This is a genomic window from Burkholderia sp. IDO3 (assembly GCF_003366075.1).
Classification (GTDB): Bacteria; Pseudomonadota; Gammaproteobacteria; order Burkholderiales; family Burkholderiaceae; genus Burkholderia; species Burkholderia anthina.
Window position 1 is genome coordinate 1,860,692 of the sequence record NZ_CP028962.1, and the last position, 14,979, is coordinate 1,875,670.

13 protein-coding genes are annotated in these 14,979 nt (G+C 69.5%); 6 read left to right on the forward strand and 7 right to left on the reverse strand.

Annotation, left to right across the window (positions count from 1 at the left end; all coding sequences use genetic code 11):
- The first annotated feature begins 17 nt into the window (after positions 1 to 17).
- Positions 18 to 1,271 (forward strand): MFS transporter, encoded by a 1,254-nt coding sequence (locus tag DCN14_RS08565; RefSeq protein WP_096499710.1) that lies wholly within the window; start codon positions 18 to 20, stop codon positions 1,269 to 1,271.
- Positions 1,272 to 1,297: 26 nt separating this feature from the next.
- On the opposite strand, the gene DCN14_RS08570 is transcribed toward DCN14_RS08565, so the two are convergent.
- Positions 1,298 to 2,770: a PLP-dependent aminotransferase family protein gene (locus DCN14_RS08570; protein WP_096499712.1), complete on the reverse strand. Its 1,473-nt coding sequence runs from the start codon at positions 2,768 to 2,770 to the stop codon at positions 1,298 to 1,300.
- A 160-nt stretch (positions 2,771 to 2,930) separates the two neighbouring features.
- Between DCN14_RS08570 and DCN14_RS08575 the strand changes: the two genes are divergently transcribed.
- A complete protein-coding gene (locus DCN14_RS08575) occupies positions 2,931 to 4,130 on the forward strand; it encodes a GNAT family N-acetyltransferase (protein WP_096499714.1) in 1,200 nt (399 codons plus the stop codon).
- A gap of 24 nt (positions 4,131 to 4,154) precedes the next feature.
- Here DCN14_RS08575 and DCN14_RS08580 read toward each other — a convergent pair whose 3' ends face one another.
- On the reverse strand, positions 4,155 to 4,640 hold the full coding sequence (locus tag DCN14_RS08580) for a DUF3331 domain-containing protein (RefSeq protein ID WP_096499716.1): 486 nt from the start codon (positions 4,638 to 4,640) through the stop codon (positions 4,155 to 4,157).
- A 465-nt stretch (positions 4,641 to 5,105) separates the two neighbouring features.
- Between DCN14_RS08580 and DCN14_RS08585 the strand changes: the two genes are divergently transcribed.
- From DCN14_RS08585 to DCN14_RS08595, 3 genes are all read left to right on the forward strand, one after another.
- Complete coding sequence (locus tag DCN14_RS08585; RefSeq protein WP_096499718.1) at positions 5,106 to 6,170, forward strand: 2,3-butanediol dehydrogenase; 1,065 nt, start codon at positions 5,106 to 5,108, stop codon at positions 6,168 to 6,170.
- 160 nt (positions 6,171 to 6,330) lie between these two features.
- Positions 6,331 to 6,987, forward strand: coding sequence for a VC0807 family protein (locus DCN14_RS08590; protein ID WP_096499720.1), 657 nt, complete (start codon positions 6,331 to 6,333; stop codon positions 6,985 to 6,987).
- Between the two features lie 85 nt (positions 6,988 to 7,072).
- Positions 7,073 to 7,939, forward strand: a complete 867-nt coding sequence (locus tag DCN14_RS08595) for a CPBP family intramembrane glutamic endopeptidase (RefSeq protein WP_096499722.1) — start codon at positions 7,073 to 7,075, stop codon at positions 7,937 to 7,939.
- 36 nt (positions 7,940 to 7,975) lie between these two features.
- Here DCN14_RS08595 and DCN14_RS08600 read toward each other — a convergent pair whose 3' ends face one another.
- Positions 7,976 to 8,956 carry an aldo/keto reductase gene (locus tag DCN14_RS08600; protein ID WP_096499724.1) on the reverse strand — a complete coding sequence of 327 codons (981 nt, stop codon included), beginning with the start codon at positions 8,954 to 8,956 and terminating at the stop codon, positions 7,976 to 7,978.
- 242 nt (positions 8,957 to 9,198) lie between these two features.
- On the opposite strand from DCN14_RS08600, the gene DCN14_RS08605 reads away from it, so the two are divergent.
- Positions 9,199 to 10,053, forward strand: a complete 855-nt coding sequence (locus DCN14_RS08605; RefSeq protein ID WP_096499726.1) for an oxidoreductase — start codon at positions 9,199 to 9,201, stop codon at positions 10,051 to 10,053.
- A 43-nt stretch (positions 10,054 to 10,096) separates the two neighbouring features.
- Here DCN14_RS08605 and DCN14_RS08610 read toward each other — a convergent pair whose 3' ends face one another.
- From DCN14_RS08610 to DCN14_RS08625, 4 genes are all read right to left on the reverse strand, one after another.
- The gene (locus tag DCN14_RS08610; protein ID WP_096499728.1) at positions 10,097 to 10,768 is read right to left on the reverse strand and encodes a MarC family protein; all 672 of its coding nucleotides are present in this window, start codon (positions 10,766 to 10,768) and stop codon (positions 10,097 to 10,099) included.
- 141 nt (positions 10,769 to 10,909) lie between these two features.
- Complete coding sequence (locus tag DCN14_RS08615) at positions 10,910 to 11,710, reverse strand: enoyl-CoA hydratase-related protein (protein ID WP_096499730.1); 801 nt, start codon at positions 11,708 to 11,710, stop codon at positions 10,910 to 10,912.
- A 40-nt stretch (positions 11,711 to 11,750) separates the two neighbouring features.
- On the reverse strand, positions 11,751 to 13,073 hold the full coding sequence (paaK, locus tag DCN14_RS08620; RefSeq protein ID WP_096499732.1) for a phenylacetate--CoA ligase PaaK: 1,323 nt from the start codon (positions 13,071 to 13,073) through the stop codon (positions 11,751 to 11,753).
- 58 nt (positions 13,074 to 13,131) lie between these two features.
- Entirely contained in the window at positions 13,132 to 14,685 is a 1,554-nt protein-coding gene (locus DCN14_RS08625) for a 3-hydroxyacyl-CoA dehydrogenase (RefSeq protein WP_096499734.1), read from the reverse strand.
- Positions 14,686 to 14,979 lie beyond the last annotated feature (294 nt).

Consider the following 14,979-nt stretch of genomic DNA (forward strand, 5'->3'; position numbering starts at 1 on the left):
CACATCGGGTGCATACCATGTCCTCTCCCGCGATTCCGCCTGCCGCCGCGCGCGTCCCGAACGCCGCGGCCGATGCGCTGCCTGCCGGCGTGTCGCCGCGCTCGGCGGCTTACAAGCGCATCGCGCTGGCGCTGTTCCTTGCCGGCTTCTCCACCTTCTCGCTGCTGTACTGCGTCCAGCCGTTGCTGCCCGCGTTCGCGCGCGAATTCAACATCGGCGCGGCGTCGAGTTCGCTGTCCCTGTCGCTGTCGACCGGGATGCTGGCCCTCTCGATCCTGTGCGCCGGCGCGCTGTCCGAGCGCGTCGGGCGACGCGGGCTGATGTTCGCGTCGATGACGCTCGCCGCGCTGTTCAACCTGCTCGCGGCGATTTCGCCGAGCTGGAACCTGCTGCTGGTCTGGCGCGCGCTCGAAGGCTTCGCGCTCGGCGGCGTGCCGGCGGTGGCGATGGCCTATCTTGCGGAAGAAATCGCGCCCGACGGGCTGGGGCTATCGATGGGGCTGTACGTCGGCGGGACCGCATTCGGCGGCATGATCGGGCGAATCGGGATGAGCGCGCTCGAAGAGTATTTCTCGTGGCGGACCGCGATGCTGTCGATCGGCGTCGTCGATCTGCTCGCCGCGATCGCATTCGTGATGCTGCTGCCGCAGTCGCGACGCTTCGTGAAGCGCACCGACCTGACGCTGCGTCACCACTTGCGGCTGTGGCGCGCGCAACTGCATCACGCGCGGCTGCCGTTCGTGTTCGCGATCGGCTTCCTCGTGATGGGCTCGTTCGTGACCGTATACAACTATGCGGGGTTCCGGCTCATGGCGGCGCCGTTCAACCTGAGCGCAACGGCATGCGGGCTGATCTTCGGCGCATACCTGTTCGGGATGGTTTCGTCGTCGAGCGCGGGCGCGCTCGCCGATCGCCTCGGGCGGGCACCCGTGCTCGTGAGCGGCATTCTCGTGTTCGCGGCGGGCCTCGCGCTGACGCTGTCGCATTCGCTCGTCGCGATCATCGTCGGGATCGTGCTGATCACGATCGGCTTCTTCGTCGCCCATGCGGTCGCGAGCGGCTGGGTCGGGCATCTCGCCGGTTCCGCGAAGGGGCACGCCGCGTCGCTCTACCTGCTCGCGTATTACCTTGGGTCGAGCGTGCTCGGCTCGGCCGGCGGCACGTTCTGGCAACACGGTGCGTGGCGCGCCGTCGTCGCATTCGTCGCGGTGCTGCTCGTGCTCAGCCTGGTGGCCGCGCATCGGATCATTTGGGCCGAACGCGTGCGGTGAACGGCATCGACGCACACGCGCCCGTCTCAATCTCCCGCGACCCGATGCGCGATCGTCGACAACGTCCGCAGCATCGGCGCGAACGCATCGGCCGACGTATTGCCGAACCCGAGCACGAGCCCGTTGGCCGCCGACGTCGCATGGATCGAAAACCCCGACAGCGGAAACGGCCCGATGCCGTGCGTGCGCGCCGTCTCGACGATCGCCCGGTCGCGATAGCGCGCCGGCAACCGCAGCGCCAGATGGAGGCCGCACGGCCCGCCCTCGACCTGATGCGGCACGCTGAATGCGTCGTCGAGCGCGGCGAGCAGCGACCGCCGCCGGTCGCGATACAGCCGGCGCATCCGCCCGAGATGCCGCCCGTACTCCCCCGTCTCGATGAAATCGGCAAGCGCGAGCTGCACGTGGCGCGTGCCGCCGCGCAGCATCTCCGGCAGCGCCGGCCGCACCGCGGCCAGCAACGCGTCGGGCAGCACCAGAAAACCGATCCGCAGCGCCGGGAACATCGTCTTGCTGAACGAGCCGAGATAGACGACCGGCGAATCGGCCGCGAGCCCGTGCAGCGCGCCGATCGGCTCGCCGGTGTGGCGGAACTCGCTGTCGTAATCGTCCTCGATGATCCAGGCGCGATGCCGGCGCGCGGCGTCGATCAGCGCGAGACGGCGCGAGATCGACAGCACCGCGCCGGTCGGGAACTGGTTCGACGGCGTCGTATAGACGAGCCGCGGCGTTCGTTCGCGCCAGTCGGCGTCTTCCGCGCGCAGCCCCTCCGCGTCGACCGGCATCGGCACGACGTCGAGGTCGGCCGCCTGCATCGCGCTGCGCGCGCCGCGATAGCCGGGTTCCTCGACCCAGACCGTGTCGCCCGGGTTCGTCAGCAACTGCGCGCACAGCGCGATCGCGCCCTGCGCGCCTTCCGTGATCGCGATCTGCTCGGGATCGCAGCGCACGCCGCGCGTCACCGCCAGATGGCGCGCGATCGATTCGCGCAGCGCGCGCTCGCCGAGCGGGTCGCCATACGCCAGCAGGTCGCGGCCCTCGCGGCGCAGCGCGCGGTCGATCGCGTGCCGCCATGCGTCCACCGGGAAATGCGACAGCGCGGGCACGCCCGGCCGGAAACCCTCCGACTCGCCGGTGCCGATCAGGCTCGGACGGATCCGCCCGAGCCGCTGCGCGACAACCGGCGCCGCCGCCCGGCGACGCGGCGCGGCCGGCCGCGACAACCCGACCACCCGCGTGCCGCGACGATCGGATTGCAGGAAGCCTTCGGCGACGAGCTGCTCGTAGACGGCCGCCGTCGTGTTGCGCGACACACCGAGCGTCTCGGCCAGCGCGCGCGTGCCGGGCAATCGCGTGCCGGCCGGCATCGCGCCGCCGAGAATCGCGTCGCGCACGCGGCGCAGCAACTGGCGCTGCAGCGAAGGCGCGCCGGCCGTGCGCGCGAGCGGCGCGTCGAGCGGCAACAGCGGCGCATTGCCGGGAGGAATAGCAGTCGTCATCGGGATATCGCGGCGTGGAAGTCTCGGGCATGGCGCCATCATGGCTTCATCGTGGCACCATAAATTCAGCATAGTCTGGCGCTTCTCATGGTACCTCGCCGGGACTACGATCGTCTGCATGCCGGCATGTCGCCGGCCGCCAACCGAAGCGAGATCGACCTTGTCCACGCTCACCAACGCCTTCCAGCAGCCCATCGGCCACCCCGTTCCGGACTGGTCCGCCCGCCCGCGCCCCGAGCGCATCGTGATCGAAGGCCGCTACTGCCGGCTCGAACCGCTCGACGCCGACCGCCACGCGTCCGACCTGTATGCCGCGTACGCGCAGGCGCCCGACGGCGCCGACTGGACCTATCTCGCGCACGGCCCGTACGCCGACGAGTCGGGCTACCGCGACTACGCGCGCGGCGCGGCGACGAGCGCCGATCCGCTGCACTACACGGTGATCGACCGTGCGACGAACCGCGCGGTCGGCACGCTCGCGCTGATGCGCATCGATCCGGCCAACGGCGTGATCGAGGTCGGCTCCGTCACGTTCTCGCCGCTGCTCAAGCGCACGCCGATCTCGACCGAAGCGCAGTACCTGCTGATGAAGTACGCGTTCGACACGCTCGGCTACCGGCGCTACGAATGGAAGTGCGACGACCTCAACGAGCCGTCGCGCAAGGCGGCCGCGCGGCTCGGTTTCCGTTACGAAGGCACGTTCCGGCAGGCGATCATCTACAAGGGCCGCAACCGCGACACCGCGTGGTTCTCGATCATCGACGGCGAATGGCCGGCCGTGCGGGCCGCGTTCGAAGCCTGGCTCGCACCGGAGAACTTCGACGCGCAAGGCGCGCAGCGCGAATCGCTCACCGCGATCCGCCACGCCCAGGCGCAGGCCCGCGATGCGGCCGGCCGCGCGAACGACGCGACGCGCGTCACGGTCCGCCCGCTCGTCGCCGCCGACGAAGCCGCATGGCGCCCGCTGTGGCAGGGTTATCAGAAGTTCTACGAGACCGCGCTGAGCGACGCCGTGTTCGCGACCACGTGGGCACGGCTGATGGATCCCGACGAGCCGATGTTCGTGCTCGGCGCATTCGATGCGTCGGGGGCGCTAGTGGGAATCGTGCACGCGCTCTACCACCGCTCGTGCTGGACGGAAGGGCCGTACTGCTACCTGCAGGACCTGTTCACGGCGGCTGACGCACGCGGACAGGGCGCGGGCGGCGCACTGATCGAGGCCGTATACGAGCGGGCCCGCGAAGCCGGCGCGAGCCGCGTGTACTGGCTCACGCACGAGACCAACACGACCGCCCGCGCGCTGTACGACAAGCTCGCGAACAACGCGGGGTTCATCCAGTACCGGAAGGATCTCAAGTAACGCGCAACCACGGCCGGCCGGCGTTCAGCCTGCCACGCCGGCCGGATCCGTCGCGTCGTGGTCCGGCGCCGGCACGCCGGCCCGCGCGGCGGCGCCCATGCCCGGCACCGACGCCGGGCGGATCATCTCGTCGCCGTTGACGGGCACCGGCCGCCGCACCGGCCGGTACACCGGTTCGCCCGGCTCGATCGCCCGCCCCGAGATCGCGCAGCGGCCCGCCTGCAACGCGACGCGCAAGCGCCAGCGTTGCTCGCCGTAATGGCAGCGCCCGCTTTCGCTCCAGCGCACCAGCAGGCCGTCGTCGCCGGCCTCCAGAACCGTCACGAACAATTGCGGGCGCAACGGTGAAGCGCCCGGCGCGACCGACTCCGGAACCGGCGCGCGACAGGCACTCGCCGACGGCCGCTCCATTCCAGCCTCTGCCGGCAATGGCATCGCGCCCCGCTCGTCGGCGACCAGCATGTGATACGACACGTATTCGCAGATCAGGCTTTCGATGAAGTTCGGCATGCTTGACGACATTCCGTGAAGATTGAAACGGGCCGGCGCAGCGCGGGCGATCGGACTACCGCAGATGATACAAATTGAAGTTAACTTCAAGTAAAGAGCGCGCGTGCGCAATGTTGCGTTTCACCAATCGGAACAATGGGCGGTCACGGCGGCGACACCGACCGGGCCGCGTGTCTCGCGTTTCGTCTCAAACGGCTGAGACGAATGTCCCGGCGTCTCATGCGAGCGGCGGCATCGCGGTTGCAACAAATTTCGCGCGCGCTTCACGCGGAGCCGCCGGCGGTAGCCGCGAAGCGCCCTGCCGCACCGCACACCGCGCGCCCCGCATTCAGGCTGGCCCCGTTCCTGCATCTCGGTCGTTCGCGCAATCGCGCGACGGACGCAGCGGCCCCCTTGCCCCGCGCCCGACGACAACCCGACGGAGACAGCAACGTGAGTACACCGGCACCGAACACCGCACCGAGCATGAAGGCCGCCGTCTGGCGCGGCCGCCGCGACATCCGCGTCGAAGAGGTTCCCGTTCCGGCGCACCCGCCGGCCGGCTGGGTCCAGATCCGCGTGCACTGGTGCGGAATTTGCGGCTCGGATCTGCACGAATACGTCGCGGGGCCCGTGTTCATTCCCGTCGACGCCCCGCATCCGCTGACGGGCCTGAAGGGCCAGTGCATCCTCGGCCACGAATTCAGCGGCGAAATCGCGGCGCTCGGCGCGGGCGTGACCGGCTTCGCGCCCGGCGACCGCGTGACGGCCGACGCCTGCCAGCATTGCGGCAAATGCTGGTATTGCACGCACGGGCTGTACAACATCTGCGAGAACCTGGCGTTCACCGGCCTGATGAACAACGGCGCATTCGCCGAATACGTGAACGTGCCGGCCGAACTGCTGTACCGGCTGCCGGAGCACTTCCCGACCGAAGCCGGCGCGCTGATCGAGCCGCTCGCGGTCGGGCTGCATGCGGTGAAGAAAGCCGGCAACATCGTCGGGCAGACGGTCGTCGTGGTCGGCGCCGGCACGATCGGCCTCTGCACGATCATGTGCGCGAAGGCCGCGGGCGCCGGGCGCGTGATCGCGCTGGAAATGTCGGCCGCGCGCAAGCAGAAGGCGCTCGAAGTCGGCGCAACGGTCGTGATCGACCCGAAATCGTCCGACGCGATCGCGGAGGTCAAGGCGCTGACGGGCGGCTACGGCGCCGACGTGTCGTTCGAGTGCATCGGGCACACGACCACCGCGAAGCTCGCGATCGACGTGATCCGCAAGGCGGGCAAGTCGGTGATGGTCGGCATCTTCGAGGAGCCGACGCCGTTCAACTTCTTCGACATCGTGTCGACCGAGAAGGAAGTGATCGGCTCGCTCGCGTACAACGGCGAATTCGCGGACGTGATCCGCTTCATCGCGGACGGCCGCATCGACGTGCAGCCGCTGATCACCGGACGCATCGCGCTCGGCGACATCGTCACGCACGGCTTCGAGGAGCTGGTCAACCACAAGGACCGGAACGTGAAGATCATCGTCCAGCCGGCAACCGCATGATGCGTGCATGACGAACACGCCGGCCGCCCGGCCGGCGTGCGTTCGCGCCCGTTGTCGAGTCGATGCGCGCGCAACGGCGGGCGCCGCCACACACGGGGTCCGACTTCGATATACTCGAAGCGACCTCACCGCTCCGCGCGCTACCCGCGCGCCCGCTCCCGTGAAACCACGAGCCGGCCTGATTCTCGAACTCGTCGTCAACCTGCTGCTGCCCTGGGTCGCCTACCGGGTCGCGCATCCGTATGTCGGCGAAACCGGCGCGCTGTACGCGTCGGCGGTCCCGCCGATCGTCTGGTCCATCGTCGAATTCATCCGCTCGCGCCGCATCGACGCGGTCGCCGCCATCGTGCTGCTCGGCATCGCGCTGTCGATCGCCGGAATGGCGCTCGGCGGCAGCGCGCGCACGCTGCTGATGCGCGAATCGCTCGCGTCCGGCTCGATCGGCGTCGTCTTCCTGCTGTCGCTGTTCCGCGACCGTCCGCTGATCTTCTATCTCGCACGCGCGACGGTGGCCCGCGAGATGGCCGGCGGCGCCGCGCGTTTCGAGACGGTCTGGGCCGAGCAGCCCCGGCTGCGCCGGATGCTCCGGCTGATGACGTTCGTCTGGGGCGCGTGCATGACGCTGGAAATGCTGCTGCGCCTGTGGATGGTCGTCACGTGGCCCGTCGAGCGCGTGCTCGTCGTGTCGCCGATCATCGGCTACACGGTGTTCGGCGCCCTGCTGCTGTGGACCTTCTGGTATCGGCGGCGGGTGCGCGAGCGCAATCGCGTCGACATCCCGACCCGCGACAGCGTGACCGAAATCGCCAGCCGCTGAGTGCTCTCCGCGTGTGCGGCCGGGCGGGGTGTCACGGTCGCTGCGGTATGATGCGCGGCGTCTCGTCCGACGCATGCCCCGCTCCATGTCCCTTTCGCTTCTCCCGAGCGCCACGATCTGGCTCGCCCTGTTCGCGGCCGCCGCGCTCGCGTGGCATCGCCCGCTGCACGGGCCGAGCCTCGCGCTCGCCGCGCTCGGCTATGCCGGTGCGCTGGCATTCGGCACGCTGTCGCCCGTCGTGCTGGCGCCGCTCGCGCTGCTCGCGGCCGCCGCCTGGGGCGTCGCGCCCGGCCGCCCGCTCGCGGTCCGCATCGCCGCCCACCTCGGGTTTGCCGCGCTCGCGATCGCGCTGAGCCTGCACCTGATCCCCGGCTTCCACAATCCGCGCGTGATCGAACCGACGCGGTTCACGCCGGATGCCGTGCCGTTCACGATGTACCTGAATTTCGACAAGCCGCTCGTCGGCCTGTGGCTGCTGTGGGTGCTGCCGTGGATCGCGCCCGACGTCCCGCTGTCGCGCGTGCTGCGCACCGGCGCCGTGGCGGCCGCAGGAACCGCGGCGGCCTGCCTGGCCGGCGCGCTTCTGTTCGGGATGGTCGGCTGGGCGCCGAAATGGCCGGCGTCGGGCTGGATATGGCTCGTCAACAATGTGCTGCTCGTGACGCTCGCCGAAGAAGCGCTGTTCCGCGGCTACGTGCAAGGCGGGCTGACGCGCCTCCTCGGCCGTTTCGCGTGGGGGCCGTGGGCCGCGCTGGCGATCGGCGCGGTGCTGTTCGGCGCCGCGCACGCGGCCGGCGGCTGGCCGTGGATCGTGCTCGGCACGGTGGCCGGCGTCGGCTACGGCCTCGCGTGGCGGCGCGGCGGCCTGCTCGCGGCCGCGCTCGCGCATGCGGGGCTGAACGTCATCCACTTCGGGCTGTTCACCTACCCGATGCTCGCCGCCGCGCGCTGAACGCCGCGCGCGGCGGCCGTCTCCCGCCGGTGTCGCTCAGTTGAACCCCGCCACCGCGTGCGGCACGTACGGGCCTTCGAGCGCCGCGATTTCGTCGTCCGTCAGCGTCAACTGCAGCGCGCCGAGCGCATCGTCCAGATGATGCGGCTTCGAGATGCCGACGATCGGCGCGGTCACGCCGCGCTTGTGCGCGACCCACGCGAGCGCGACCTGCGCACGCGGCACGTTGCGCGCGGCGGCGATCGCCGCGACCGCCTCGACGACCGCCCGGTCGGCATCGGCCGTCGCGCCGTACAGCCGCTGGCCGACGTCGTCGCTCTGCTGCCGGCCCGTCGATTCGTCCCAGTTGCGCGTGAGCCGGCCGCGCGCGAGCGGGCTCCACGGAATCACCGCGACGCCCTCGGCTTCGCACAGCGGCAGCATTTCCCGTTCCTCCTCGCGATACAGCAGGTTCAGGTGGTTCTGCATGCTGACGAAGCGGGTCCAGCCGTTCTGCTTCGACGTATACAGCGCCTTCGCGAACTGCCACGCGAACATCGACGACGCGCCGATATAGCGCGCCTTGCCGGCCTTCACGACGTCGTGCAGCGCCTCGAGCGTCTCCTCGATCGGCGTGCCGTCATCCCAGCGGTGAATCTGGTACAGGTCGACGTAGTCGGTGCCGAGCCGCTTCAGGCTCTGGTCGATGTCGGTCATGATCGCCTTGCGCGACAGCCCCGCGCCGTTCGGCCCCGGGCGCATCCGGTAGAACACCTTGGTCGCGATCACCACCTCGTCGCGCTTCGCGAAGTCGCGCAGCGCGCGGCCGACGATCTCTTCGGACGTGCCGTCCGAATACATGTTCGCGGTGTCGAAGAAGTTGATGCCGGCCTCGATCGCGCGCTGGATGATCGGGCGGCTTTCCGCTTCCGGCAGCGTCCACGGATGCGTACCGCGCGTCGGCTCGCCGAACGTCATGCAACCCAGCACCAGCTTCGACACGTCCATCCCGGTCGACCCGAATTTCACGTATTCCATTGCACGCCTCGTCATTGAAGTGGGGTTTGCGGCCGGATGCGCGCCGCGCTTCGGCACACCGGGCACGAACGGTGCGGCGCATCCGCCAGACGTCGCATGGTATCCCGCGGCGCGCAAACGCGTATCGGTGCGCCCGCTGCACGCCGCGCGCATCGGGCGCACAATCGGCGCTTCGGAAGGTTCGCCCCTGCGGCGCCCGCCGCCGCGCCACAGCACCTGTTCACCTCATGAAAGGAGCTTCCATGACCACCACCACCCACGACAAGCCGGTCTGGTTCATCACGGGCTGTTCGACCGGCTTCGGCCACGAGATCGCGCGCAAGACGCTCGGCCTCGGCTACCCGACCGTCGTCACCGCGCGCAATCCGGATTCGCTCGCCGGGCTTGCCCGCGAATTCGGCGAGCTCGCGCTCGTGCTGCCGCTCGACGTGACGCAACCCGCGCAGATCGACGCGGCGACGCGCGCCGCGCTCGCCCGCTTCGGCCGCGTCGACGTGCTCGTGAACAACGCGGGGATCGGCTATTTCGGTTCGTTCGAGGAAAGCGAACGCGACGAAGTGCGGAAAATGTTCGACATCAACGTCTGGGGCCTGGCCGACATGACGCGCGCGCTGCTGCCGACGCTGCGCAAGCAGCGTGCCGGCACGATCGTGAACATCTCGTCGGTGGGCGGCATCGTCGCGTCGCCGGGCGTCGGCTTCTACAACGCGACGAAGTTCGCGGTCGAGGCGCTGTCCGAATCGCTCGCGCAGGAACTGGCGCCGCTCGGCGTGAAGGTGCTGATCGTCGAACCGGGGCCGTTTCGCACCGACTGGGCCGGCCGCTCCGCGAACCAGGCGCCGCAGACGCTCGACGACTACGCGGCGACCGCGAAGCTGCGCACCGACACGATCCGCGGCTACAGCGGCAAGCAGCCGGGCGACCCGGCGCGCGCGGCCGACGCGATCGTGAAGATGGTGGAAAGCGACGACGCGCCGCTGCGCCTGCTGCTCGGCAAGGTTGCGCTGACCAACGCGAACCGCAAGCTCGACGCGCTCAGGCACGACTTCGACGGCTGGGCCGACGTGTCGCGCGGCGCCGACTATCCGGACGCGTAGCGCCGCGCCGGGCCGCGCGTCGCAGGACGAACCGGTTACCTGGTTACTTGATCTGGTCGGCGAGCGGCTGCAGGAATTCGGAGAAGCCGGTCAGCATGATCTGCACGCCGATGCACAGCAGCAGGAACGCCGACACGCGCTTCGCGACCTTGGTGCCTTCGCTGCCGAGGTAGCGCGACAGCAGCGCGGAGCGGCTGTAGACCTGCCAGATCACGATCGCAACCAGTATGGAGACGGTGATCGACACGATGCTCGACAGCATGAACTCCGACAGCTTGTGCGTGCGGTTCGCGTTCAGCGCGATCGCGGTCGCGATCGAGCCGGGGCCGACCGTCAGCGGCATGGTCAGCGGGAAGAACGCGCGCGTCATGATCGCGTTCGCGTCGATCGGCTTCACGGGCGTGTCGCCGCCGCCCGGGCCGTCCGGCTCGTTGAGCATCTGCCAGCCGGCCACGGCGACCGCGAAACCGCCGCCGATCCGCAGCGCTTCCATCGAGATCCCGAAGAAATGCAGCACCGGCGTGCCGGCGAAGAACGCGACCAGCAGCACGATGAACGCGTTGAACGCCACCTTCTTCGCGAGCAGGTTCCGCTCGTGCTCGGTCAACGCCTCGGTGCGTTCGAGAAACAGGAACGCAATGCCGATCGGGTTGATGATGCCGATCAGGCCGGTGAAGCCGAACAGGATCTCGGAGATAAGGCGGTTGACGATCATCGGAGCGAAGCAACGGTCAGGGCTGGGCCGGCGGTGCGCCGGGAGTCACGCATTGTAGAGCAAGCGCCGGCGCCCGAGACGCAAATCGCGGCCCGCGCGCAACATGCCTGCCGCCGCCCCGCCGCACGCCGCTGCCGCGCGTTATTCCGCGCCCGGCTCCCAGGCCGGCGGCCGCTTCGCGAAGAACGCGGCGAAGCCCTCCTTCGCCTCCGGCGTCGCCCGCACGCGGGAGATCGTCTGCGCGGTAAAGGCCGCGCGTTCGTCCGACGGCGGATACTCGCCGATCGCGTCGAAAAAGCGCTTGATTTCCATCAGCGCGTTCGGGCCGTTGCGGCTCAGCTCGGCGAGCGTCTTGTCGAGCGCTTCGTCGAGTGCGTCGGGCGGCACGGCCTGATGAATCAGCCCGATCGCGACGGCTTCGCCGGCCGCGAGCTGCGTCGCGGTCAGCGCGAGCCGGCGCGCCTGGCGCTGGCCGACCGCCTCGACCAGATACGGGCCGATCACCGACGGCAGAATTCCGAAACGCGCCTCGCTCACCGAAAAGCGCGCGTGATCGCTCGCGATCACGATGTCGCAGGCCGCGCACAGGCCGACGCCGCCGCCGAACGCGTGGCCCTGCACGCGCGCGACCGTCGGCTTCGGGCATTGCCGGATCGCGCGCATCATCGCGGCGAACCGCTCCGCGTCGCGCAGGTTCGCGGCCACATCGTTCGCGCTCGCGCGCTGCATCCACTGCAGGTCGGCGCCCGCGCAGAACGCGCGGCCGTCCGAGCGCAGCACGATCGCGCGCACATCGTCGCGCCGGCCGAGCGTCGTGAACGCGTCGGTCAGCTCGGCGATCATCGTCTCGTCGAACGCGTTGAGCACGTCGCCGCGCTGCAGCGCGACGGTCGCGATGCCGCGCGCATCGACGGCGACGGCCAGGGTCTTCAATCCATCCATCGAACAGGTTTCCTCGGGGTAGAACAGGGAACGGACACGCTCAGGCCACATGCCGGCGGTCGATCACGCGGCGCGCCTTGCCGGTCGCGCTGGCCGGGATGCCGCCCGCCGCGAGCACCGTCACGCCGGCCGACACGCCGATCATCGTCTTGATCCGGTGCTGCAACTCGCGCGCGATGGCCGCACGCTCGCCGTCGGTCACGCATGCGACGGCCTCGGAGCGCAGTTCGACCGCGAGGTCGAGCCGGTCCATGTGGCCGTCGCGCGAGATCGTGATCTGGAACTGCCCCGACAGCTTCGGCTGCGCGACCACGATCTCCTCGACCTGGCTCGGGAACACGTTCACGCCGCGTACGATCAGCATGTCGTCGGAGCGGCCCGTGATCTTCGCGAGCCGGCGCATCGCGCGCGCGGTCGGCGGCAGCAGCGCGGTGAGGTCGCGCGTGCGGTAGCGGATCACCGGCATCGCTTCCTTCGTCAGCGACGTAAACACCAGCTCGCCTTCGCTGCCGTCGGGCAGCACTTCGCCGGTCACCGGATCGATGATCTCCGGATAGAAGTGGTCTTCCCAGATCACCGGGCCGTCCTTCGTCTCGACGCATTCGCACGCGACGCCCGGGCCCATCACTTCCGACAGCCCGTAGATGTCGAGCGCGTCGATGCCCACGCGCGTCTCCACTTCCTCGCGCAGCGCCTGCGTCCACGGCTCGGCGCCGAAGATGCCGATCTTCAGCGACGACGCGGCCGGGTCCATCCCCTGCCGCACCATCTCGTCGATCAGGTTCAGCATGTACGACGGCGTGACGAGGATGATCTTCGGTTCGAAATCGCGGATCAGCTGCACCTGCTTCTCGGTCTGGCCGCCCGACATCGGCACGACCATGCAGCCGAGCCGTTCCGCGCCGTAGTGAATCCCGAGGCCGCCCGTGAAGAGCCCGTAGCCGAACGCGTTGTGCAGCGTGTCGCCCGGGCGGCCGCCGGCCGCGCGGATCGAACGCGCGGTCACGTTCGCCCACGTGTCGATGTCGCGCGCCGTGTAGCCGACCACCGTCGGCTTGCCCGTCGTGCCGCTCGACGCATGCACGCGCACGACCTGCTCGCGCGGCACCGCGAAGAGCCCGAACGGGTAGTTGTCGCGCAGGTCGTTCTTGGTCGAGAACGGGAATTTCGCGAGATCGGCGAGCGTCTTCAGATCGTCGGGATGCACGCCCGCCGCGTCGAACGTCCGGCGATAGTGCGCAACGTTGTCGTACGCGTGGCGCAGCGACCATTTGAGGCGCTCGATCTGCAGCGCCTGCAGTTCGTCGCGGCTGGCGGTCTCGATCGGGTCGAGCGCGGCGGCAGGATGCGTCGGGTGAGTCATCGGGGTGCTCCTCCAGTGGAGTGATGTCGTTGTCGTAATCGGGGTGGCGCGCCGGCGGCTAGCGGAAGGTGCGGCCGGCAGCGTGCAGCGCGGCGAGGCGCGGCGACACGCGATAGCGGTCCTCGCCGTAGCTCGCCGCAAGGTTCGACAGCACGCGATGCACGCGGCCGATGCCGATCGCATCGGCCCACGCGAGCGGGCCGCACGGGTAGTTCACGCCTTTCTCCATCGCGAGATCGAGATCGGCGGGCGAGCACACGCCCTGGTTGACCGTGTCGGCCGCTTCGTTCGCGAGCATCGCGACGGTGCGCATCGCGACCATGCCCGGCACGTCGGCGATGCCGACGACACGGAAACCCGCTTGCTGGAACAGGCCGACCGCATCCGCATAGGCCGCGTCGCTGCACTGCAGCGCGCGCGTGAGCGCGACGAGCCCGGCCTGGGCGTAATCGCGCGCGAGATCGACGAGCACGAGATCGGCCACGCCGGTTTGCGCGGCGCGCACCGTCGCGGTGCGACCGTCGGTCAGCGCGATCGATGCGCGGCCGGCCACGGCGAGCAGTTCGTCGGCGTGCGCGCCGTCCTGCCGCGCGCCGGCGAACTGCCCGGCGAAGCGTGCCCGTAGCGCGGCGGCCGGGCCGTCCTGCGCGAACAGCGCGACGTCGGCCGGCGCGTCGCGCGGCGGTTCGAGATCGGGCGCGGGCGGCGTCGCGCCGTCCGCATACGAATAGAAGCCGCGCCCCGACTTGCGCCCGAGGAAGCCGGCGTTCACGAGTTCCTGCTGGATCAGCGACGGCGTGTAGCGCGGGTCGTTGAAATACGCGCGGAACACCGACTCGGTCACCGCGAAGTTCACGTCGTGGCCGATCAGGTCCATCAGCTCGAACGGCCCCATCCGGAAGCCGCCCGCGTCGCGCATCACCGCGTCGATCGATGCCGGCGTGCCGCCCTGTTCGTTCAGCACGCGCAGCGCCTCCGCGTAATACGGGCGCGCGACGCGGTTCACGATGAAGCCCGGCGTCGACTTCGCCAGCACCGGCTTCTTGCCCCACGCGGCGGCGGTGTCGTACAGCACCCGGGCAACCTCGGGCGCCGTGGCGAGCCCGCTGACCACCTCGACGAGCGCCATCAGCGGCGCCGGATTGAAGAAATGCAGGCCGGCCACGCGCTGCGGCGCGCGCAGCCCGGCGGCAATCGACGTGATCGAGATCGACGACGTGTTGGTCGTCAGCACGCAGGTGTCGTCGACGTGGCGTTCGAGCGTCGCGAAGATCTCGCGCTTCACATCGAGCCGCTCGGCCGCCGCCTCGACGATCAGCGCGGCGCCCGCGAAATCGGCCAGCGCGCGCACCGCGCGGATCCGGCTCCCGGCCGCCCCGGCCTGCGCCGGCGTCATCCGGCCCTTCTCCGCAAGCCGCGCGAACTGTGCGCGGATTCCGGCGAGCGCCTTGTCGCAGGCGGCTTCGTTCAGGTCGTACAGCAACACCGTATGGCCTGCGGCCGCCGCGACCTGTGCGATGCCCGCGCCCATCGCGCCCGCGCCGATCACGCCGACGACCGCCGACGGCGCCAGCGCGCCCGAATTCACCGAATGTGCAGAAGAAACAGCCATCGCTTGCGATCCGTCATGAAGTGGAAGTGCGAGCGATTATAAACCGACCGGTCGGTAGATTTATGTCAGGGCGAGCCCGAATTTATCGTGCAATAGACCGTTACGGAAACTGCAAAAACAAAAAAATCGAACGATCGGGGCACTTTTTGTAAACCGAAAGGTCAATGAAAGCAATCTAATGTGAGATAGTAGCCCCCGAACGCCTGATAAAATTCGACAAACCGCCGGATTTCAGGGGGAAACCGCGTGTCACGCCACCGCTGTCGACCATCGCTCGCCGCCCGTCCGGGGTCG

What these genes read in the sequence shown, in the direction of transcription:
- DCN14_RS08565 (WP_096499710.1), top strand. Translation starts at nt 18, where the DNA reads ATGTCCTCTCCCGCGATTCCGCCTGCCGCCGCGCGCGTCCCGAACGCC.
- DCN14_RS08570 (WP_096499712.1), bottom strand. Translation starts at nt 2,770, where the DNA reads ATGACGACTGCTATTCCTCCCGGCAATGCGCCGCTGTTGCCGCTCGAC.
- DCN14_RS08580 (WP_096499716.1), bottom strand. Translation starts at nt 4,640, where the DNA reads ATGCCGAACTTCATCGAAAGCCTGATCTGCGAATACGTGTCGTATCAC.
- DCN14_RS08585 (WP_096499718.1), top strand. Translation starts at nt 5,106, where the DNA reads ATGAAGGCCGCCGTCTGGCGCGGCCGCCGCGACATCCGCGTCGAAGAG.
- DCN14_RS08595 (WP_096499722.1), top strand. Translation starts at nt 7,073, where the DNA reads ATGTCCCTTTCGCTTCTCCCGAGCGCCACGATCTGGCTCGCCCTGTTC.
- DCN14_RS08600 (WP_096499724.1), bottom strand. Translation starts at nt 8,956, where the DNA reads ATGGAATACGTGAAATTCGGGTCGACCGGGATGGACGTGTCGAAGCTG.
- DCN14_RS08605 (WP_096499726.1), top strand. Translation starts at nt 9,199, where the DNA reads ATGACCACCACCACCCACGACAAGCCGGTCTGGTTCATCACGGGCTGT.
- DCN14_RS08610 (WP_096499728.1), bottom strand. Translation starts at nt 10,768, where the DNA reads ATGATCGTCAACCGCCTTATCTCCGAGATCCTGTTCGGCTTCACCGGC.
- DCN14_RS08615 (WP_096499730.1), bottom strand. Translation starts at nt 11,710, where the DNA reads ATGGATGGATTGAAGACCCTGGCCGTCGCCGTCGATGCGCGCGGCATC.
- paaK (WP_096499732.1), bottom strand. Translation starts at nt 13,073, where the DNA reads ATGACTCACCCGACGCATCCTGCCGCCGCGCTCGACCCGATCGAGACC.
- DCN14_RS08625 (WP_096499734.1), bottom strand. Translation starts at nt 14,685, where the DNA reads ATGGCTGTTTCTTCTGCACATTCGGTGAATTCGGGCGCGCTGGCGCCG.